We start from the raw sequence: 21,079 nt of genomic DNA, 5'->3' as shown, positions 1-21,079 counted from the left end.
GCGTCGTTTTGACGATTTTATGCGTCATTTGGTAAAATATGATAAAAATACATTACAAAAAACCAACGCTCCAAAACAGACACCATATGTTAAAATCCTGCCCTTTCTCTTCCACTGCTATATCCACAAAAAAAGGACTAACCCCCGTACTGGAAGTCAGTCCTTTTCATTGCCATATTATTTCTGCATTGAACCGTAAAGTTCTTCAAGCGGCTTCATGATGACTTTGTTCAAGTCATTGATGACCATGCTCATGCGTTGCTCAGCTTCCATAAGCTTTGCAATTACTTCGTGTTGTTGAACAAGTTGAGCTGTTTTTTGAGCTTGCTCTACTTCTTCTTGAGAGATTTCTTCACCGCTCATTTGTTTTTGTTGAAGATTCATTTGAATGTTTCTGAAGTTTTCAAACATCTTGTTAGCAGATTCGTCATTGTTTACTTCGTCATACATCTTCTTCAGTTGTAGAAATTCATCGCTTTGACGTAAAGCACTTTCCAATTCGTTCGCTTGATCGTATAAGTTAATAGCCAAAATACGTACCTCCTATTATTTCACTCTATGTTTCCTACACCACTATAACAAACTATAGAGTGAAATTCTAGGAAGGACCCTTAGGCCCTGTTGAATTAAGAGATAAAGAGGGCTATGACTCCTTGAACGATTCCGATCACCCCTCCAAGTAATGCCCCTAAATAAGTAATCATCTTGAATTCACGACGGGAAATGCCTAGAACCAATTCCTCCAGTCTTCCAACTGAAAAAGATTCAACCTGCTCCTGCACAATATGCTGCAGGTGCATCTTCTCCATCAGGTTCGGAATCTTCTTCGATAAGAGGTCCGTCCCTCTGTCCACCCATTTCGGGAGCTGGAGGTTGAAGAAGGAATCCTTATGCGGCTCAAGAAAGGTTCTTAACGGTTTCCCCATGTGGCCTTCGATGTTGACGAGTTTGACCAGGGATGCCTGGACGGTCTGAATCAGATCATCTTCCGGTAATCGATCGATGAACTCATCAAGCTTCATTTGTTTCAGTTTGGACCATTCTTTTGTCAGCAGATTGAACAGGATTTCCTGGGTTCCTTCATGCTTGATGAACTTTACGATTTCAGGCTGTACTTTGTCCGCAACCGATGTGTTACCGAGGAACATTCCCAGCATGTTTCCAAGCATGCCCCGTTCTTTAAGAAAATCGTCGATCATGATCTTCACTTTCATTTTTCCTTCTGGGCTTGTGAAATAAGTTTCCGCACGATTTGCGATAAAGTCAACAAGCTTCGGAATACTTTCTTCCACTTTTTCCTGCCATTTTTCAGGTAGAGCCTCTTCCAGCTTTTTAGAGGTGTAGGCTGCTTTCGTATCTTTCATTTTTACAGCTACCCACTCTTCCAGCCATTCATTAAGACGATCGGAGGATACAGGGATTTGCAGGATGTCCAGCCAATCATTCACGGTTTTGTCCGAAGTGAAGACAGGTTGTAATTCTTCCGCTAGCCAGTGGGTTACATCATTTTGAAAATTTTCGTTCATAACTTTTTTCTGAAGGCTTTCAGGAGTGATTAAATGATCGACCACCATTTTCCCGAGTTGTTCTGCCAATTCTCCACGGCGTTTTGGAATCAACCCTGGTGTGAATGGTACTTTAAATTTTCCGATATAGTAAGCCCTATAAGGTCTGAATAACATTTTTATGGCTAATGAATTGGTGACTCCTCCAATAAGGGCCCCAATCAAAACCATGAACAGTATTAGGATGAAAGCATCCAGCATGATTGCACCTTCCTTTTCTACCTCTCTTGTTTGAACATTTTGCATTGCTTTACATAGAATGCTATATCAACATTAGCCCAATAAATCATTATAGAATCATTCTTACGGGTTATGCAAACGGGGAATGCCTGATGAAGATAAAATGTTCATTTAGTTCGCATATACATCATCATGATCATCATCACTTGATTATACCGAAGCAGATGATGAATCGATATCCTTTTGAACGGAACATGATACTGAAATGTGGAAACTCTTCCCTAAACGTAACATGCAGGGAAGATCCATCCGATTCTTTACAGATTATGTTAGAAACAAGCGATTCATTATTCTCTTCCATACCGAATCTGGAAAACATATGGATATACATCGATTCAAGGCATAGCATCATCCATATGGGACCGGTTGTGGCCCTACTAATCAACCAATTTTCTTTGAACACATTACATTCACACTCTTTAAAAGAATATTTTACAGAGTGTCAGAGCTGGTTTCAACGAAAAGGTGGATTCTTTTATCTTATTCCGCTCTCTTCTTTTGTCGGAGACCTCTCTGAAGGGGTTGTATTTCTTGATCAAGACTGGGAGCTTAAAACACTTCCTGCTCCTCACATCATTTACAATCGATGTCATTCAAGAAAGGTAGAAAAGACTCCTTCCTTTGAAAAAGCCCTCACTCAATCTGAAGAACGGGACATTCTCGTTTTCAATTCTGGGTTTCTATCTAAAGACGACGTTTACAATGCGCTGAAAGATAGCCCGTCACTCGCCCATCACCTGCCCAAAACCGTGCAGGGATTCGATTCATTGGAGCAAATGCTTTCCTTATATAAGGATGTTTTCGTTAAGGGGGTAAACGGTAGCAGGGGACGCTACATCATGCGTATCCAAAAAAGAGAGAATGATTTTATCATGCACCAAAATTCTTTCACATCACAGAGTCCACTTTCTTTCTCAACCTACTCTGCACTCTATAGGAAAATCCGATCCTGGTGCAACCCTTCTTCTTATTTGGTTCAGGAAACCATTCCTTTTCTTACAGTGGAAGATCAGCAATTGGATTTTCGATTTCTTTGTCACTTGAATGGAAAGGGACACTGGGAAATCGTTTCTTCTGTCGCCCGGATTGCTTCTCATGATCAATTCGTAGCGAATGTCGATCAGGGAGGACGAATCGCAAAACCTCTTCCAATCCTTCAATCTCATTTTTCACCCCAGAGAGGTGTTGGGATTCTAAATGATATGAAGGTGTTATGTACGTCTTCTGCCCGACTCCTTTCTGACACGGTTGAAGGGCATTTCGCCGAGCTTGGCATTGATGTCGGCATCGATGAAAGCGGGAAGCCCTGGCTGATTGAAGTCAATTCCAAACCCTCTAAACGAACATACTTGGAAAACGACCGGATTCGTCCTTCGGTTAAAGCATTCTATGAATATAGTTTCACAAAATGGATGAACAAGGAGGATTAAAACGATGAACCAATCATTGGGCATTATGACCCTTACTCCACAAATAACGAACAACTACTTTCTTGGAATAGCGAAACAATCCGTCTCTTATCCGATTGATCTTTATCTGTTCTCCCCCAAAGGAATCTCTCCTTTAAACGAGACGGTGGATGGATTCTATTTCAATAAAGAATCACAATCCTGGGAAAATGAAGCCTTTGAAATTCCAGAATATATCTACGATCGTACGTATTACCAAAAGGATATACTATCCCAGCAGGCAAAGGCCGTCGTTCAGTGGTTAAAGAACCAGAGACACATTCGATTTCTCGGTTATGGATTACCAAACAAATGGCATCTTTACGAAAAACTTAAAAAGACGCCAATCTCCCCTTACATTCCCGAAACATATCTTGTTACCGACGGAAATCATTTATTTAATCTACTTACTGAACATAAAGATATAATGATCAAACCAGTGGATGGGGCTCATGGATTTGCCATTTATCATCTTGTTGAAAGCCAGGGGGGCATAGTCGTTCGAACAACGAAAAAGGAAGGGATCAGGGAACAATCCTTCCAAAGGAAAGAAATCTTTATTAAGTGGGTTAATCGAATCCTTCTGCAGCATACGTTCATTTGCCAAAAACGGATTCTCAATCTGACGAAAGAGAATGCACCTTTTGATCTGCGCATTCTTTTGAATAAAAACGCTAATGGAGAATGGAGAGAATTTCAGCGGGCGATCCGTGTAGGGGAACAGCAGGCAATTCTGACCAATATCAGTCGAGGAGCTTCATATAAATCATATATTGATTGGATGACTCTTCACGATTCTACTTGGGACAATATTGAAGGAGAACTCACTGACATTATGGAAGAAATGCCTTTACTACTTGAAGAACATTTTTCAGCTCTGTTTGAAATCGGGGTTGATATTATTATTGGTGAGGATCAATCACTGTGGATTCTCGATATGAATTCTAAGCCGGGACATAAAGTAGTAGATGCACTTGGACCTGAGAAACTGCCATCCTTATACAATGCTCCATTAGATTATTGTGAGTTCTTGGCATCACAATCACTAACATCCTTAAGACGAGGTGATTTCTAATGCTTAAAACGTATAAAATAGAACAATTCCAAGATGAAGAATGCCTTCTATACCTCCCCTCTGGTTTCAAGCTGGAGGAAAAAAAATTCCCTAATACAGTAATCCTTGGAACTGCAAGGCAATCCGCGGTATGTAAGCGCCATCCGAATGGACGTAACGTGATTGGCATTAGCTCAGGTTTAGCCGGGAAGTTACATCTTCCTTCTAAAGTAAAGTCCCTTTCTCTCTTTTGTAAAGAGGAATGTTTATATGCAGGGGTGCTCATTGGCATATTCACCTCAGGATTCACAAGCTTTAGCTTAAGCCCGATTGGTGAGCGTTCCCATTTCTTCAAAAAACTTTTATCTGTTCAATCATCCCTTGGAGTCATTCCTTATGTGTTTGGAGAGCGTCATATCGATTGGGAGAACGGACTCGTAAAGGGATATTTTCACTTTGGAGAAGGTTGGGAAATCGAGGAGATTCCTTTTCCAAATGTTATCTATGACAGGCTGCCGAACCGCCGCAGTGAAAAGCGGAAAACTTACCAGAGCATCAAAGAGAGACTACAGAGCGAATACGGTATTCCCTGGTACAATCCAGGTTTTTTTAATAAGCTCGATTTGTTTGAACGACTGGAAAACGATTCTTCCGTCCAGCATCTTCTGCCGGAAACACATTCATTTCAATCATTTGATCAGATGGAACGAATGCTTGCCACCTATCATCACATTTATCTTAAACCGAAAAACGGCAGTCTGGGCAACGGCATCCATAAGATTACGTACAACCGCTCTTCCGAAGAATATTATTGCCGGTTCAGGGATGCAGATCATAAAAATCGCTTACTGAAATTTAAGTCCTTGGAGCAGCTTGTCAACACGGTCTTTAAGCACCGAACCCTTGACACTTTTATTGTCCAGCAGGGAATTTCCCTGTTGCAGGAGGATAACCGGCCAATCGACTTCAGGGTTCATACGAATAAAGGTGAAGATGGAGTATGGCAAGTAAGTGCAATGGCTGGAAAAGTTGCAGGATCAGGAAGTGTGACCACCCATGCGAATAACGGCGGAGAAGTAAAAATTTTATCTGAGCTGTTCCCGGACGAAGCGGCGAGAGAAACTATTGAATGTGCTCTAAAGGACGCAGCGTTAACACTATCACATGCCATCGAACGAAATTTGGAAGGATATATTGGAGAAATCGGCTTTGACTTCGGAGTGGACGAAAATCATCGAATTTGGATGTTCGAAGCAAACTCTAAGCCGGGAAGGTCTATTTTTTCCCACCCACATCTGAAGAGCTTTGATTTATTAACAAGAAAACTTGCCTTATCATTTGGGATCTTTCTCACTCAGCAAAGCTTGAATCATCCTGAGGAAATGCTTCCATGAACATCCTTTATGATCGGGAGAAGAAAACCTTTTTCCATGTGGAAGAATCCATAAAGACCTATGGGTTTGCGAAGAATTCATTTCTGCTTTCTTCCAAGGATTCAAAAGATTGCTATCATTTCACCATCTCATCCCATCAGAAGAATATTCCTGCGATTCCCCTGATCGGAATCGTAGCCAGTAAGGAGGAAAGGAACAAATACAAGGGGAATTTTGAATTATTTCGATCGATTCAACAGGACGTTGAACAGGCAGGTGGAATCTGTTTTGTTTTCTCTCCTCAAGATGTTTTCGGTGATTCCATTTCCGGAATCATGTACAATCAGCCACTAAACAAATGGGTGAAATGCCTATTCCCTGTTCCAAACGTCATATACAATCGTGTTCCCTCGAGGCATGCTGAGCAAAATCAGGCTTATGAAAAGCTTCTCCATTTTATCAGGGAACATAAAATTCCTTTCTTCAACCCTCATTTCTTTAACAAATGGAAAATATACGAGCTTCTGTCCAAAAGTCGTGAACTCGATCCGTACCTGCCACAAACTGAACTTGTCACAAATGAAGAGTCCTTAGCCAACTTTCTTACTTCTCATAAAAAAATATATGTGAAACACTCTCTCGCTTCGCAAGGAAAAGGCATCCGACTCATCGAAATCGATGACAATGGACGTATTCTCTGCAAAAGCATTAAAAAAATGGAGAGGTTCTTAAACCTATCCCGCCTGTTTCAATCATACAGCGAATGGTTTACTAGTAACCAGTGGATCATGCAGGAATCCGTTGACTGTAAAACATTGCATGATCATCGTTATGACTTCCGAATTTTAGTCCTTCACACGGGAGAAGATTTTCGTTTAATAGGCATTGGGGTCCGCATGTCACAACGCCAGGAAGTCACCACTCATGTACCTACCGGTGGGAAGATCATTTCACTTAAAGAAGTCGCAGACGCTCATACCAAAAAGGAAATTTCACAGATTGTTCAAACGTGTGGGGAAGAGCTTGCTAAATCCTTTGGCTATGTCGGAGAGTTCTCCATTGACTTAGCTCCCCGGGAACATGGGGGATTTGTATTATTTGAAATCAATTCAAAGCCCATGAGCTTTGATGAAGAAGAAATTGAAAACAAACGCCGAAAACAGCTTGTCCGCACATTCCTTACACTCAGTGCTAAAAATAGTGAAGGTTGAATCCAGGTGGTTCAACCTTTGTCATTCTTACCGTAATGAATTGTAGATAGTAGAGAATCTCGTAGCATGTTCCATTTCATCAGTCATGGCAATAAAGAGTGGTTTATAGGCTTGTTGATTCGGAATCTCCAGCAGCATGTCCCTATAGAATTCTGCAGCTTCAAGCTCATCCTTCAGTGCCCGCAGGACTCCTTCTTTAAAAGTGGTAAACCCTACCTTCTCCTTCTTATGCTCGTAATACTCTCCCGTTAATAAATAATGGAGGTATTGGAACATTTCATAATGTACTTTTTCATCCTTCAGGGCATGTTCAATAAACTCTACATATAATGGATTATTCGTCCGCCCTTTTAATTCTTTATAGAAATAATAGGCTGTCCATTCATCACTGATCGCCTTTTGCAAATCACGAATAAACGAATTCATTCTTCGTCCCTCCTCTATCTCTTCAGTAAATTCTATTAGAGGAGAATTCCATTTATGATACATTTAACACCCACACCTACACAGCTTGTATTAAAACGTTTACAATAATAGTGGAGGTGAAGAAAAATGATTCAACATTTTCAATATAAAAGCATGTTCGAAAATAAACAGCTCCCTGGCTGGATGTTTTCCTTTTACTTCAGTGGGACAAAATATCAAGGGAATTACCATAAAGACGGTAAAATTGAATGGACCGGAGCCACTCCACCGGCTGATAAGGAAGACACCCTTAAGAAGCAGCTCCATGAACTGATGCTATTCCACGTTTATGATTGATGGAACGTACATAATTCACCTGAAAATGAGAAATTAATGAGCCTTTATGCATAACTTCAGCCTCCTTTCCAAAACTAAAGTAAGGAGGCTGATGAGCATGAAAAAAGATGAACAATTCCTTCCAGATACCAATTACGAAGGAAAAGAAAAAGCATTTCTCGATGTGGACCGTTTTATCAACGAAGGCATGTCCGGGGGCTCCGTCCACATGAGGGAAAACACAACCAACATCGAAGAAGCAATCGAAATCACGGAACATGAAGAACCGCCGAAATAGAATGGAATAAAACAAAAAAGCTGCCAAAAAGGATAAATGATCCTTCGGCAGCTTTTAGTATTTATCGACTTCTGACAAGCATATTGACGGCTTCTTGAATAGCATCTTCTGCATTGATGCCCTCTTCTTCCGATTCACGTATGCAGGCTTCCAGGTTTTTCGCAACGATGAGACCTAACGTACGATCAACGGCAGTACGTACGGCAGATAATTGAGTCACAACATCCTTACAGTGCTTTTCCTCTTCCATCATTTTCAACACGCCTCTCACTTGACCTTCAAGACGTTTCATTCGATTCGTAACTTCTTTAGTATATTCCATTTAGGACACCCCATAATGATTTATTCATTCTTCAATAGTATTAAAATTAGTGATTTTTTGCAATCATGCACCCTTTGCTTAATCCTACTATTTCAGTACAATAGACATTATAACCTTTTTTACTATAATAATGAACAAAGAGGGATGACATGTTTACATCTTTACGTAAAAAATTTCCTGCTGCCATCATTCAAAACCATTATCCAACCAGTCTTGAAGCTACAAAGATATGGTTTACAAATGAAGCAGAAGATGAATACATAGGCATTGATAGAAGTGAGATCACTCAAGAGGAAATGGAGTTATTGCACTGTTTGTTCAAAGAGATCATAAATCCATCCGGATCGATCAATGATTCTCCCAACTCAATGGAATGGTTCACCTATTTATATAAGAATGGGCCAATGCCTTCTAATATAGCAGGCGAATACCGTATCATTCAATTCTCAATGAAGGAGAGTTTGGACCAGCTTCTATTAAAAGAGGCGTTTCAACATCTTTTACCCCTCAACACGATTCTTGTATTGCAGGATGATCATATGGGGTTGCTCATCGAAGAGAAAAATGAATGGAATTTGGATGAAGAGCAATTACTCTCGATTTCCCATGTGATTGAGTCGGACTTTTTCGTCAGTCTTTCTTATTTCATAGGACAATATCATGAGGTTCCACAATTCCCTCTCACCTTTAAATATGAGCGGGAATTGTTTTCATTCTCCAGAACGGTGCAGAAGCAGGCATTTATTCAATCCGTGGTGACGGTTCTGCCTGAATTTGCCCTGCATCATTTACCTCAGGAATGGAAGAAACAAATTTTCACAAAGGTGGCTGACACCTTTCAGGAAGATCCTGAATTGATTCACACAGTAAAGGCTTTTCTCGAGCATCAATCAAATATCAGTCAGACTGCCAAGAAACTATTTATGCACCGGAATAGCGTACAGTATCGAATTGATAAGTTCATTGAAAAAACCAATATTGATATAAAAACATTTCAAGGTGGAATTTTAGCCTATTTCGCATGCTTGAACTTTCAATCTGACAACCTGCATAAAAAGGAATAAGGAACTTTGTGCAAGTTGACCATATCGTTTTGAATCCGCTTTCTCTACAATAGGGCTATAGATGAAAACGATTGCATTTCAAGGAGGAGAAGGTAAAATGGCTGAATTAAAATTAGAAAAAATCCACAAGATTTATGATGGTAAGGTTACGGCAGTAAATGACTTTAATCTTCATATTCAAGATAAAGAGTTTATCGTATTTGTAGGACCTTCAGGTTGCGGGAAGTCAACGACTTTGCGTATGATTGCCGGACTTGAAGAAATTTCTAAAGGGGATTTCTCTATCGATGGAAAGCGCGTAAACGATGTGGCACCAAAAGACCGAGATATCGCCATGGTTTTCCAGAACTATGCCCTATACCCACACATGAGCGTATATGATAATATGGCCTTTGGTCTTAAACTTCGTAAATTCGATAAACAAGAAATTGACCGCCGTGTTCAAGAAGCGGCTAAGATCCTTGGTCTTGAAGCACTTCTAGATCGTAAACCGAAAGCATTATCAGGTGGTCAGCGTCAGCGTGTAGCACTTGGGCGTGCCATCGTTCGTGATGCGAAAGTGTTCTTAATGGATGAGCCTTTATCCAATCTTGATGCTAAGCTTCGTGTGCAAATGCGTGCAGAGATCGCCAAGCTTCACCAACGTTTACAAACGACAACGATTTACGTAACACATGACCAAACTGAAGCCATGACAATGGCAACACGTATTGTTGTCATGAAGGACGGAGTCATCCAACAAGTTGGTTCTCCTAAAGAAGTATACGATAAGCCTGAAAATGTATTCGTAGGCGGATTCATTGGATCACCTGCTATGAACTTCTTCCATGGCTCCCTTGAAGATGGTAAATTCGTAATTGGAAATACCAAAGTTTCTGTACCGGAAGGGAAAATGAAAGTGCTTCGCGAACAAGGTCATGTAGGTAAGAGCATCGTTCTGGGAGTGCGTCCTGAGGATATTCATGATGAGCCGCTATTCTTGGATACTGCACAAGGAGCTAAGATCACAGCAAAAATTGAAGTATCTGAATTAACAGGTGCTGAAACAATGCTTTACTCTCAATTAGAAGGACAAGAGTTTGTAGCCCGCGTTGACTCTCGTACAGATATCGCTGCCGGTCAAACAATTGAACTTGCTTTTGATATGAACAAAGCTCATTTCTTTGATTCAGAATCCGAATCAAGAATTCGATAAATTAATTACTTAATTACAAAAATGCCGCACTCATTCACGAGTGCGGCATTTTTGACATCTTTAAAACTCTGTCAAATCTATGCTTTTCCCCTCTTCTTCCCCACATCGAATGCATGTGAATAGATGGAGGCATGTTTCAGAGCAGCTGCTATTCGGAATGCCATCGGCTAATTGTACATGCTGTATATCCATATACGCACTGTACTCATCATAAAAATCATAATATCTTCCCTGATCTGTTGTAGAGTCCCCGCACTTCTGGCATAGTCCCCTGTATTCAACGATCCCATTACAAAATGCGCAAGCTTTCATGCTGTGTCACCATACTTTCAATCTAATTCATTGTATAGTGGTATCTTTTTTACAATCACGGTGATTTATGTAGAAAACTTATAGGTATTTAACAGGAATAAATTCCCTGTCATCACATTGAATATATTACCCCAAAAAAACCATAATACCTATTAACAAGGCAGAAACAAGCTTTCTCTCACCCCACTCGATGGGTTACACCATACTAAGATGGCCGCTCATGGAATAGCGTGCTGGTGCAACTCCAGCTAACCCAACCAAAAAAAAACTTATACATTTTAAGGAGATGACAGATTATGCAACAGCAACAATCTCGCAGCAATTCATCTAACCAACTAGTAGCTCCAGGAGCTCAACAAGCAATCGACCAAATGAAGTACGAAATCGCTTCTGAATTTGGCGTACAATTAGGACCAGATGCTACAGCTCGTGCTAACGGTTCTGTAGGTGGAGAAATCACTAAACGCCTGGTTCAAATGGCTGAACAACAAATCGGTGGCGGGTACCAAAAATAATCAGCAATTTCATATGAATGGATAAAGCCCCCGGTCCTTGGCCGGGGGCTTTCTAATATAAAAAGAGGGGACACTGGCAGGAGCCGGCGCTTCATATTATTTATTATGAACCATGCTTGCCGGATCGATCCACTCATCATACTCCTCTTCTGTCAGGTATCCTGATTCGATGGCCGCTTCTTTTAATGTAGAGCCATTGTTGTGAGCTTTCTTGGCTATTTCAGCTGCTTTTTCATACCCGATATGAGGATTTAATGCTGTTACGAGCATAAGGGACCTTTGAACAAAGTCTTCTATTACCTCTACATTCGCTTCCAGTCCTTTTACACACTTATCGTTAAAGGACTTTATTCCATCTGTAAGCAGTCGTACGGATTGCAGCATGTTATAGATGATTACTGGTTTAAATACATTAAGTTCGAAGTTTCCTTGGCTGGCGGCAAACCCGATGGCAGCGTCGTTCCCAAATACTTGTGTCACTACCATCGTCACTGCTTCACTCTGGGTCGGATTTACTTTACCCGGCATGATCGAGCTTCCTGGTTCATTGGCAGGTATCGTTATCTCGCCAATCCCACTACGGGGACCGCTCGCTAACCACCTTACATCGTTGGCTATTTTCATCAGATCTGCTGCCAGTGCTTTTACAGCTCCGTGTACGTACACGATTTCATCGTGGGACGTTAAGGCATGAAACTTATTATCAGATGAGGCAAACTTGATACCTGTCTGAGCTTCTAATTGACTTGCCACTTTGTCACCGAATTCCGGATCGGCGTTAATCCCCGTACCGACAGCCGTACCTCCGATGGCCAGATTGACTAATTGATGTACGCTTTCTCTCAGCATACTATAGGATTTCTCCATCATGGCACGCCATCCGCTGATTTCCTGACCGAGCGTCAAGGGTGTTGCATCCTGAAGGTGAGTGCGGCCGATTTTAATAATGTCACTGAATTGGTCTTCTTTTTCCCTTAGGGTCGCGGTGAATTCCTGAATGACAGGAAACAGCTTTGATTCGATTTCTTGATACGCTGCAATGTGCATGGCTGTAGGGAATGTATCATTGGAGCTTTGGGACATGTTTACATCATCATTGGGATGGACTTTTTCATCCGATCCTTTATCTTTGAGAATTTCATTGGCACGATAGGAAACGACTTCATTTATGTTCATATTGGATTGTGTACCGCTTCCTGTTTGCCATACTACAAGGGGAAAATGGGCGTCCCACTTTCCATCCAGGATTTCATCACATGCCTGTCCAATCGCCCTCTTCTTGGCATCTGATAGCTTACCAAGTGAATGATTGACGACGGCCGCTGCTTTCTTTAACTGTGCAAAAGCATATGTAACCTCAATGGGCATTTTCTCTGTACCGATTTGGAAGTTTTCTTTACTTCGCTGCGTCTGTGCTCCCCAATATTTTTCCTTGGGTACCTTCATTTCTCCGATTGTGTCACGTTCTATACGATATTCCATTCTAGTTCCTCCCTTAAATGTCTCTTCTATTACCATATTTCCACTAATCCGGTTAATCTAACCTTTTTCTGAAAAGTTTATTAGACTCACATAACTTTATGACCATAATCCTAAAAAAAAATGAATGAGCATGAGGCTCATTCATCTTTTACAATTTATTGTATTAAGTTCAGGAATTGTTTCGTACGTTCGTTCTTAGGGTGTTCAAACACCTCTTGAGGAGAGCCTTCTTCGACGATATATCCACCATCCATGAAGATGACTTTATCGGCTGCTTCTTTGGCAAATCTCATTTCATGAGTCACGACAACCATGGTCATCCCTTCTTCAGCAAGGTCCTTCATCACCTTTAGCACCTCACCTACCAATTCAGGATCGAGTGCTGAGGTTGGTTCATCGAAAAGCATCACTTCCGGCTCGATCGCTAATGCTCTTGCGATTCCGACCCGCTGCTGCTGTCCTCCTGAGAGCTGGAATGGATAGTAGTCCACTTTGTCACCGAGTCCCACTTTTTCAAGCAATTTGATCGCTTTTTGCTTTGTTTCGGACTTGTTGCGTCTTTGGACCACTGTCGGTCCTTCCATTACGTTTTCCAATGCGGTCATGTGGGGAAACAGATTATAGTTTTGGAACACCATGCCTGTTTTCCGTCTAAGTTTAATAAGCTCTTGCTTGGAAACCTTTTTATTGAAATCAACGGAAGTTCCTCCAATTGATACAATTCCGTTATTCGGTAATTCCAGTGCATTTATGCAACGCAGGAAGGTTGTCTTTCCTGAACCCGATGGGCCGATCAGGACGATCACCTGCCCTTTATTTACTTCTACATTCATTCCTTTTAATACTTCTAATTGATCAAATCGTTTGGTTAATCCTTTGATGGAAATCATATTCAATCTCCTTTAATATTACTTGGCAATATATCGGTCCAGTCTTGTCTCGATACGCCCTTGAATGATGGATAAAATAAAGCAAATGATCCAGTATAACAAGGCAGCTTCCATGTACATGAGCAGGAACTCATAGTTTGTAGCAGCGATTTCCTGTGCTTTTCTGAACATTTCCGTTACGAGAATTAAAGAAGCAAGTGAGGTATCCTTCACCAGACTAATGAAAGAGTTCGAAAGCGGCGGGATGGATACCCTGGTTGCCTGGGGCAGGATGATTCTCTTTAGTGCCTGCGAATACGTCATACCAATTGAATAGCCCGCTTCCCATTGGCCTTTAGGAATCGATTGGATCGCTGCACGGACGATTTCAGAGGAGTAGGCACCTTTATTTAACGAGAAAGCAATGATGGCAGACGGGAACGGATCAAACTTTATTCCAAGTGTCGGTAAGCCATAGAAAATAATGAACAATTGAACGAGTAAAGGTGTTCCCCTGATGGCAGATACATAGAATCGTGCAATTCCTCTTAGTATCGATACATTGGACAATCGGGCAAGGGCTGTAAGGACGGCCAGGATCATTCCTAAAGCAAAAGAAATCAGCGTCAGAGGGATAGAATAGTACAAAGCTCCCTCTAGCATTGGAAGCAGGGAGCTTTGTAAAATATCAATCATTGCTTCGGGATCCTGGTAGATACTACTTAGGAGATACATCTTCTCCGAACCATTTCTCAGAGATCTCTTTGTACGTACCGTCTTCTTTCATTTCCTCTAACGCTTTATTTACTTCTTCCACTAACTTGTCGTTACCTTTACGGAACATAAGACCACTTTGACCGGCATCTTCGGCTTCAGCCGCAATTTTGACATTGGCATTCGGCTGTTTCTTTAAATAATCAAGGATTGAGATTTTATCGTTCACTGTCACGTCCACTCTGCCTTGTTCAAGGAGTTGGATGGATTGTGACAGTCCCTCTACACCTTGGATTTCTGCACCATTTTTTTCAGCGATGTCGCGGTAGTTACTTGTCAGTGATTGAGCAGAAGTCAATCCCTTGATATCTTCAAATGATGTTACATCCTTATTGTCTTTCGATACAACCACAACTGCACTTGATTCAATATATGGAGTTGAGAAATCATATTTCTCCTGGCGATCTTCACGAATTCCCACTTGGTTTGCAATAACGTCAAAACGCTTAGAATTCAATCCTTCAAACATGGCATCCCATTGAGTCTCTTGGAATTTAGCTTCCACGCCAAGGCGCTTTGCTACTTCACGGGCAATCTCTACGTCAAATCCAGTCAGTTCCCCTGATTCGTCGTGGAATGTGAAAGGAGGATATGTACCTTCCGTTCCAACCAGTAATTCTCCTTCTTCCATCACTTGATCGTAAAGTGATGTTTCAGAACTTTCTTTGGAATCACCACTGGATTCTTCTTTATCATTAGATTGACCACACGCAGCTAATACCATGGACAAAGCAATTAGCATGATGATGGATAATTTCCATTTTTTCATTGTAAAACCCCCACTATTCTTATCGGATTTAAAACTATTACGAATGTCATCATAAAACGATACAAGGAATAAGTCAATACAAAAGTTTTCAATTCGAGACTTTTTCATTCTTCACACTTATTAGTATGGATTCTGATATGCTCAATCATGTAAAGAATAAGGATTTTACGATAAACTATTTCTAATGGTAAACAGGAGGTCATAATAATGAAAATCGCTTTATTCGGAAGTACGGGGCGAGTCGGTTCTGTTGTTTTTCAACAAGCTATGCCTACACATAAAGTGAATCGCTTGGTTAGAAAAGAAATGGATGTTCAAGCATCTGGTATGGATATTGCTGGTGATGTTCTGAATGAAGAGGATGTAATGAAAACCATTAGGGGCTGTGATGCGGTGATCAGCTGCTTGAATACGGATAAAAATGATGTACTCTCAAGGAGCATGCCCATCATCTTAAAAGCAATGAGACATCATGGAGTAAAAAGAATCATTACCTGTGGTACTGCAGGGATCCTTCAAGCCAGAAAGGATTCCAGTCTGTATCGATTCCAGTCACATGAATCCAAACGTAGAAGCACGACTGCTGCTGAGGACCATTTAAGAGCCTATTTAATCTTAAAAGCTTCAGAAATGGATTGGACGATTGTTTGTCCCACCTATTTACCTGATGGAGAGCGCTTTGGGGAATATCGGACAGAGATTGATGTCCTTCCTGAAGAAGGAAAAAGCATCTCCACGTATGATACAGGGGATTTCATCTACCAACAGCTGGAGGACGATCACTATATCAGAACTCGCGTGGGGATTTGCTATTAAATGTTCGGACTAGGGGTGGACAGGAGGCTGTCCCAACTCGAAAAAAATAGGGACAGCCTCCTGTCCCTACTAGCCATTATTTAAATATAGTTGATATGATTTCGTCTGTTGTCATTCCGCTTTCTACTTCGAAAGTACCCGGGCGTAAATCATTTTCAAGTCCGCGCTTTTCAACTTCTTTGTAGAAGTCGAGGCCGTCTTTGATGATGTTTGCGTTTTCCAGGGCATTTCCAACATCGATACTTGTCATACCGGTAGAAACAGTCAATATGGTCTTGTAAATGACCTTATCGTCCGTTTTTACCTCTTTCTTATCTTCCACTTTCTCTTCCTGTTTCTCGGTCATGGCTGAAAGCTGCTTGTTCCACTCTGCTTCTGTATGTATGACAAAGCCGTTTGAAGTCAGCTGTTTCACCATTTCTTCTTCTGAAAGCTTCTCCGTTTTAACGGTTTCAACTTTCTCAGTGCTCTTGGCTTCCGAAGGACCAAACATATACACGGCACCGATTGACGTCGTTGCGATTAAGAGACCTGCAGCAAAACTGCGCAATGAATTAGGCGTCACTCTCATTGTGCTACTAAGCTCCTTTCAGTCTTCCTTGTCATGTATGGAGCAAGCATGTGCTCTACCTCATTCGGTGTGAGCTGGTTTTTGGATGCAATGCTTTCAATGGAATACCCTCTTTTATGTAAGTCAAGCATCTCACGCAGCATAAACCGTTCTTCCGATTCCGCTGGTGCTGCCCCGGACTGTTGTGCTGTAATTTCAGCATCTAATTGTATATTCCGTAACTGCTTCTCCAGTTCATGTACTTCGTTCAGTACTGAAATTGAAACATGCTCTATTTGTTGCTCAAGCTGTGAGTTGGTTTGTGTCGTTTTAATAAACGATAAAATGAGCAGCACGACTGCTGTCCCAAATAAAATGGCGATTGCCCATCCCATCATAGGATCCTCCCTTTATGAAACTTTTTTATCAATTAAATTATACATTGATTAAGAGAGAAATTCGATTTAAAACGACAAAATCCCACAAAAGTCCTGTTTTCTTAACAGGAAATTGTATTTATGCATGAATCATGGGGCTATTTGGTTGTACCTCAGACTGTTTTCTACCAAAAAAAGATAAAGGCATCCGACTCCAATCGTCAGATGCCCTTCCCCATTACCCCGCCATTTCTCCCTGTGAACCCTGCTGGAGCTGATACATTTGATAATAGCGCCCTTTCCGTTTCATCAGTTCATCATGATTGCCCCTCTCCACGATTTCCCCTCGATCCAATACAAGAATTTGATCGGCATTCTTAATCGTAGAAAGTCGATGAGCGATGATGAAGGTCGTTCTTCCCTTTTTCAAGACTTCCATCGCTTCCTGTATGACGGCTTCCGTCTCTGTGTCAATGCTCGAAGTCGCTTCATCCAAAATCAGGATTGCTGGATCAAAGGCCAAAGCCCTGGCAAATGAAATCAGTTGACGCTGCCCTGAAGAAAGGGTGCTCCCCTTCTCGATCACCGGTTCATCATAGCCATTCTCAAGGTTCTTAAACACCTTTTCAGCACCTACGGCTTTAAGTGCAGCCTCCACTTTTTCCCTTGAAATCCTTGGATCATCAAGACTGACATTGGATGCAATCGTTCCCGTAAACAAGTAAGGATCCTGCAAGACAATTCCCATATGCTCCCGAATCGTTTGATAGGGAATATCTACAATGTCTTTTCCATCAATCAGGATCTTCCCTTCATTACTATCGTAAAAACGGAATAATAGATTCATGATTGAGCTCTTACCTGAACCCGTGTGTCCGACCAGGGCTACGGTTTCGCCTTTATTTGCTGTAAACGTAATGTCCTTCAGAACATATTCATTTTCCTTGTACCCAAAGAATACATGTTCAAAGCTGACATTTCCTTCATATCTGCTCATTTTCTCATCTTCAACCGATGTTCCGGTTTCTTCTAATAGTCGAAAAACCCGTTCACCTGCCACTAGTGCCTGCTCAAGGTTTGCCAGCTGATTGACGATTCCTGTCACAGGCTGGAACAACCGGTTGATGTAATCAACGAAGGCATAGAGCACTCCTAATGTGACAACAGATCCTACTCCCATTGAAGCGCCTCCGAAATACCATATGAATGCGACAAAGGTGATGTTTCTCAGTACCCCGACCAGATTGTGGGATGTCATCGAATTCAAGCTCAAGAGTTTATTTTGATACTTGAAATGTGTTTCGTTCAACTCTTCGAATTCTTCGTTCGTTTTCTTTTCTCTGCTGAAAGCCTGAATGATGTTCATGCCCTGGATCGACTCATTGATCATGGCATTGATATCACTCACTTTCGACCTGATGATATGGTTGTATTTAGACGCATAGATACGGTACAGATACGTCCATACAACCAGGATCGGAATCAAGATCAAACAAATGGCTGCTAATTTTGCATCAAGTATAAAGAGTGCGATGTATATTCCAATAATGTAAATCGTGCTGGAGAAAAAAGTAGATAAAACAGTTACATACAGATCCCTGATCGCTTCGGTGTCGTTTGTGATCCTCGCTACGACCTTTCCTGCCGGCAGATTATCAAAATAGCGGATCGGCAGTTTCTGAATATGCTGGAACACATCATTACGCATTTTCTGGATGACCCGGTTTGCCGCCTTTTGTAAATAGTAGCGCTGGCCGTATTGGAAAAAGGCAGCGACTACAAGCAGCCCAAAATAAAAGGCAATCAATTGAATGATCTTCGGGATCTCAGGATTATAAAAACGCAGCAGTTCATCTCCGGTCAACTTCTCGGCGGGATAAGTTGCCGACTCATCCCCTTTCGTGATCGTCATTTCACCTGACTTGACAGACCTTTCTCCGTCAAAGGAGACGGTGGAAGGAACGAAATAAAACTCTCTCCCGACCTGTAAGATACGGATATCATCCTTTCTCGTTTCACCTTCTGAAAAATATTGATCACGTTTATACCATTTCCCCTTATAGGATACAGCTTCTTTCCCTTCTACCGTTTCATACCAGGTGGATTCAATTCCAAGAATATGATCATCGATCAGTTTCTTCGCAATAAAAGGACCTGCAAGTTCTGCTGCTACTGACACACTAAGCATCAAGAGAGCAGCAATGATGATTTTTTTATAAATAAGGGCATATTCGGTTAGTCTTCTTCCGACATTCATGCGCTCACCTCCTCGCGTGAGGAATCCTCAACTTGTTGGCGGTCGAACTGTTCTTTATACCAGCCACCGTTTTCAAGGAGTCGTTCATGTACCCCTTCTTCTACCACTTTCCCATCTTCAAATACGATAATCCAGTCTGCATGCTGAACTGCGGAGAGACGATGAGTCGTAATAATCGTTGTTTTTCCTTCACGTTCTTTTCGTATATTGTCAATGATCTTCGCTTCTGTTTTCGCATCAACAGCCGAAAGCGAGTCATCCAGAATCAGGATTTCCGGATTTTTGATCAGTGCCCGGGCAATCGAAATCCGCTGCTTCTGACCACCTGAAAGAGCCACACCCTTTTCTCCTACAAGAGTGGTCAATCCATCAGGAAGCATTTCAAGATCCTTTTTGAAATCAGCCAGTTCAATGGCTTGTTCCAGGTCTTGTTCAGTCGCATCATGTCTTCCGAACAGAATATTTTCTCTAACGGTCCTTGAGAAAAGGACATGATCCTGGGGCACATAACCGATCCAATCCCTAACCTGCTGGATGGTCAATTCACTGATCGGGACCCCTCCAATGGATAAATTCCCTTTTCCGGCAGGGTATTCACGGAGGAGCTGCTTGATAAGAGTCGTTTTTCCGCTTCCTGTCTTCCCGACGATTCCAAGAGTGCCTCCCCGATGGATATTAAGATTGATACTGGACAGATTCAACACCTGTGAAGTCGGATATTGAAAGTCCACATCCTTAAATCCGATTTGATCAGGAGAATCTATCCGTTTAGGATTATCAGAATCCTGGACGTCCTGCACATAATCAAGAGTCTCTTGAACCCGGTCAAGTGATGCATTCCCGCGCTGCATGATATTGATCAACTCCCCGATGGCAAACATCGGCCAAATCAGCATCCCGAGGTACACGTTAAAGGAAACGAGCTCTCCTAATGTGATCGATTGATGAAACACCAGATATGCTCCATAACCAAGCCCGATTAAATAGCTCAACCCGACAAGGACTTTTATTGTTGGTTCAAAGAGGGAATCAATCTTTGCCACACCAATATTCTTGTTATAGACGTCTTCAGTCATATCAGCGAAACGCTTCTCATCCGCTCTTTCCTGTACATACGCTCGAATGACACGGACACCTGCAATCGACTCGAGCACTCTATCGTTCATGTCACCGAATGAATCCTGGGCTTCCGTGAATCGCTTATGAATTCTCGCACCGTACACCTTCATCAACATAGCCATGATCGGAAGCGGTAATATCGCCGCGAAAGTCAGTTTCCAGCTGATAAGAAATCCCATTGTAAAAAGGATCGTTAACATAAAGATACTGGAATCAATAAGTGTCAATACTCCGAAACCGGCTGTGACCGAGATGGCCTTCAGGTCATTCGTTGCCCTTGCCATTAAGTCTCCCGTACGATTCTTTTCAAAAAAAGTCGGAGTCATCTTTAATAAATGTCCCATGAATTTTCCGCGAAGCTTCCGTTCAACTAGAAACGCTCCGCCAAATAATTGATACATCCATACATACGTCATTGCGTACGAAATGAGGGCGATTCCGGCGATCAGCCAAAGATATTTCCCTACGACTTCCCACGTCATCGCACCCAGATGAATGTCATCAATGGCATTCCCTACAAGTTTTGGAGGAATCACATCAAGGATTCCGACAATCGTCAATAGAACGATCGCAACCGTATATCTCTTCCAATTTTCAATAAAAAACCACGATAATTTCTTAAAAATACTAAACATTCCACACTACCTCCTCTTGTTGACTTTCTTCACTATCCGCCTTCTGTCTCCACAGCAGACATCATCTTCTTCATTTGAATGAGCAACATATTC

Annotated in this window: 23 protein-coding genes; 10 read left to right on the top strand and 13 right to left on the bottom strand. The window is 41.7% G+C overall.

Translation table 11 applies throughout. The features are described from left to right. Positions 1 to 177 precede the first annotated feature (177 nt). Together ACQKFO_RS17230 and ACQKFO_RS17225 are read right to left on the bottom strand one after the other, a co-directional pair. Positions 178 to 531, bottom strand: a complete 354-nt coding sequence (locus ACQKFO_RS17230; protein ID WP_148968334.1) for a YlbF family regulator — start codon at positions 529 to 531, stop codon at positions 178 to 180. 95 nt (positions 532 to 626) lie between these two features. Further along, entirely contained in the window at positions 627 to 1,766 is a 1,140-nt protein-coding gene (locus ACQKFO_RS17225) for a DUF445 domain-containing protein (RefSeq protein ID WP_427600099.1), read from the bottom strand. Between the two features lie 131 nt (positions 1,767 to 1,897). On the opposite strand from ACQKFO_RS17225, the gene ACQKFO_RS17220 reads away from it, so the two are divergent. Genes ACQKFO_RS17220 through ACQKFO_RS17205 form a run of 4 tightly spaced genes read left to right on the top strand, consistent with a single transcriptional unit; the run spans position 1,898 to position 6,891 of the window. Beyond that, positions 1,898 to 3,235: a YheC/YheD family protein gene (locus ACQKFO_RS17220; protein WP_427600098.1), complete on the top strand. Its 1,338-nt coding sequence runs from the start codon at positions 1,898 to 1,900 to the stop codon at positions 3,233 to 3,235. A gap of 4 nt (positions 3,236 to 3,239) precedes the next feature. Further along, on the top strand, positions 3,240 to 4,328 hold the full coding sequence (locus ACQKFO_RS17215; protein ID WP_427600097.1) for a YheC/YheD family protein: 1,089 nt from the start codon (positions 3,240 to 3,242) through the stop codon (positions 4,326 to 4,328). Then, positions 4,328 to 5,701, top strand: a complete 1,374-nt coding sequence (locus ACQKFO_RS17210; protein WP_427600096.1) for a YheC/YheD family protein — start codon at positions 4,328 to 4,330, stop codon at positions 5,699 to 5,701. The genes ACQKFO_RS17215 and ACQKFO_RS17210 overlap by 1 nt, the downstream gene beginning before the upstream one ends. Next, positions 5,698 to 6,891 (top strand): YheC/YheD family protein, encoded by a 1,194-nt coding sequence (locus ACQKFO_RS17205; RefSeq protein WP_427600095.1) that lies wholly within the window; start codon positions 5,698 to 5,700, stop codon positions 6,889 to 6,891. The genes ACQKFO_RS17210 and ACQKFO_RS17205 overlap by 4 nt, the downstream gene beginning before the upstream one ends. 27 nt (positions 6,892 to 6,918) lie before the next feature. Here the strand turns inward: ACQKFO_RS17205 and ACQKFO_RS17200 are convergent, their stop codons facing one another. Continuing rightward, the gene (locus ACQKFO_RS17200; RefSeq protein WP_427600094.1) at positions 6,919 to 7,317 is read right to left on the bottom strand and encodes a ferritin-like domain-containing protein; all 399 of its coding nucleotides are present in this window, start codon (positions 7,315 to 7,317) and stop codon (positions 6,919 to 6,921) included. A gap of 126 nt (positions 7,318 to 7,443) precedes the next feature. Between ACQKFO_RS17200 and ACQKFO_RS17195 the strand changes: the two genes are divergently transcribed. Together ACQKFO_RS17195 and ACQKFO_RS17190 are read left to right on the top strand one after the other, a co-directional pair. Continuing rightward, positions 7,444 to 7,653, top strand: coding sequence for a YheE family protein (locus tag ACQKFO_RS17195; RefSeq protein WP_427600093.1), 210 nt, complete (start codon positions 7,444 to 7,446; stop codon positions 7,651 to 7,653). Positions 7,654 to 7,750: 97 nt separating this feature from the next. Beyond that, entirely contained in the window at positions 7,751 to 7,930 is a 180-nt protein-coding gene (locus ACQKFO_RS17190) for a hypothetical protein (protein WP_427600092.1), read from the top strand. A 61-nt stretch (positions 7,931 to 7,991) separates the two neighbouring features. On the opposite strand, the gene ACQKFO_RS17185 is transcribed toward ACQKFO_RS17190, so the two are convergent. Continuing rightward, on the bottom strand, positions 7,992 to 8,252 hold the full coding sequence (locus ACQKFO_RS17185) for a metal-sensitive transcriptional regulator (RefSeq protein WP_148968325.1): 261 nt from the start codon (positions 8,250 to 8,252) through the stop codon (positions 7,992 to 7,994). Positions 8,253 to 8,401: 149 nt separating this feature from the next. Here ACQKFO_RS17185 and ACQKFO_RS17180 point away from each other — a divergent pair, with 149 nt between their 5' ends. Together ACQKFO_RS17180 and ACQKFO_RS17175 are read left to right on the top strand one after the other, a co-directional pair. Then, positions 8,402 to 9,316 (top strand): PucR family transcriptional regulator, encoded by a 915-nt coding sequence (locus ACQKFO_RS17180; RefSeq protein ID WP_427600091.1) that lies wholly within the window; start codon positions 8,402 to 8,404, stop codon positions 9,314 to 9,316. A 97-nt stretch (positions 9,317 to 9,413) separates the two neighbouring features. Then, positions 9,414 to 10,511: an ABC transporter ATP-binding protein gene (locus tag ACQKFO_RS17175; protein WP_427600090.1), complete on the top strand. Its 1,098-nt coding sequence runs from the start codon at positions 9,414 to 9,416 to the stop codon at positions 10,509 to 10,511. A 60-nt stretch (positions 10,512 to 10,571) separates the two neighbouring features. Here ACQKFO_RS17175 and ACQKFO_RS17170 read toward each other — a convergent pair whose 3' ends face one another. Further along, positions 10,572 to 10,823 carry a hypothetical protein gene (locus tag ACQKFO_RS17170; RefSeq protein WP_427600089.1) on the bottom strand — a complete coding sequence of 84 codons (252 nt, stop codon included), beginning with the start codon at positions 10,821 to 10,823 and terminating at the stop codon, positions 10,572 to 10,574. 296 nt (positions 10,824 to 11,119) lie between these two features. Between ACQKFO_RS17170 and ACQKFO_RS17165 the strand changes: the two genes are divergently transcribed. Next, the gene (locus ACQKFO_RS17165; RefSeq protein WP_034763234.1) at positions 11,120 to 11,338 is read left to right on the top strand and encodes an alpha/beta-type small acid-soluble spore protein; all 219 of its coding nucleotides are present in this window, start codon (positions 11,120 to 11,122) and stop codon (positions 11,336 to 11,338) included. Positions 11,339 to 11,434: 96 nt separating this feature from the next. Here the strand turns inward: ACQKFO_RS17165 and fumC are convergent, their stop codons facing one another. The 4 genes from fumC to ACQKFO_RS17145 all read right to left on the bottom strand — a co-directional run bounded on the left by fumC (position 11,435) and on the right by ACQKFO_RS17145 (position 15,232). After that, positions 11,435 to 12,820 carry a class II fumarate hydratase gene (gene fumC, locus ACQKFO_RS17160; RefSeq protein WP_427600088.1) on the bottom strand — a complete coding sequence of 462 codons (1,386 nt, stop codon included), beginning with the start codon at positions 12,818 to 12,820 and terminating at the stop codon, positions 11,435 to 11,437. Between the two features lie 155 nt (positions 12,821 to 12,975). Next, on the bottom strand, positions 12,976 to 13,710 hold the full coding sequence (locus ACQKFO_RS17155; protein WP_427600087.1) for an amino acid ABC transporter ATP-binding protein: 735 nt from the start codon (positions 13,708 to 13,710) through the stop codon (positions 12,976 to 12,978). A gap of 18 nt (positions 13,711 to 13,728) precedes the next feature. Beyond that, positions 13,729 to 14,424: an amino acid ABC transporter permease gene (locus tag ACQKFO_RS17150; RefSeq protein WP_113971234.1), complete on the bottom strand. Its 696-nt coding sequence runs from the start codon at positions 14,422 to 14,424 to the stop codon at positions 13,729 to 13,731. Beyond that, entirely contained in the window at positions 14,408 to 15,232 is an 825-nt protein-coding gene (locus tag ACQKFO_RS17145) for a transporter substrate-binding domain-containing protein (protein WP_427600086.1), read from the bottom strand. Before ACQKFO_RS17145 ends, ACQKFO_RS17150 begins: the two co-directional genes overlap by 17 nt. Before the next feature lie 207 nt (positions 15,233 to 15,439). Between ACQKFO_RS17145 and ACQKFO_RS17140 the strand changes: the two genes are divergently transcribed. Continuing rightward, positions 15,440 to 16,048 carry an NAD(P)-dependent oxidoreductase gene (locus ACQKFO_RS17140; RefSeq protein WP_427600085.1) on the top strand — a complete coding sequence of 203 codons (609 nt, stop codon included), beginning with the start codon at positions 15,440 to 15,442 and terminating at the stop codon, positions 16,046 to 16,048. Positions 16,049 to 16,124: 76 nt separating this feature from the next. Here the strand turns inward: ACQKFO_RS17140 and ACQKFO_RS17135 are convergent, their stop codons facing one another. From ACQKFO_RS17135 to ACQKFO_RS17120, 4 genes are all read right to left on the bottom strand, one after another. After that, entirely contained in the window at positions 16,125 to 16,619 is a 495-nt protein-coding gene (locus ACQKFO_RS17135) for a hypothetical protein (RefSeq protein WP_427600084.1), read from the bottom strand. Further along, complete coding sequence (locus ACQKFO_RS17130; protein WP_427600083.1) at positions 16,616 to 16,996, bottom strand: hypothetical protein; 381 nt, start codon at positions 16,994 to 16,996, stop codon at positions 16,616 to 16,618. Before ACQKFO_RS17130 ends, ACQKFO_RS17135 begins: the two co-directional genes overlap by 4 nt. 217 nt (positions 16,997 to 17,213) lie before the next feature. Beyond that, positions 17,214 to 19,232 carry an ABC transporter ATP-binding protein gene (locus tag ACQKFO_RS17125; RefSeq protein WP_427600082.1) on the bottom strand — a complete coding sequence of 673 codons (2,019 nt, stop codon included), beginning with the start codon at positions 19,230 to 19,232 and terminating at the stop codon, positions 17,214 to 17,216. Next, positions 19,229 to 20,986 carry an ABC transporter ATP-binding protein gene (locus ACQKFO_RS17120; protein WP_427600081.1) on the bottom strand — a complete coding sequence of 586 codons (1,758 nt, stop codon included), beginning with the start codon at positions 20,984 to 20,986 and terminating at the stop codon, positions 19,229 to 19,231. The genes ACQKFO_RS17125 and ACQKFO_RS17120 overlap by 4 nt, the downstream gene beginning before the upstream one ends. Between the last annotated feature and the right edge of the window lie 93 nt (positions 20,987 to 21,079).

The organism is Rossellomorea sp. NPDC071047 (assembly GCF_050270195.1).
Taxonomy (GTDB): Bacteria; Bacillota; Bacilli; order Bacillales; family Bacillaceae_B; genus Rossellomorea.
Note: the sequence above shows the minus strand (reverse complement) of the source record. Positions and strands in the feature narration are given on the sequence as shown.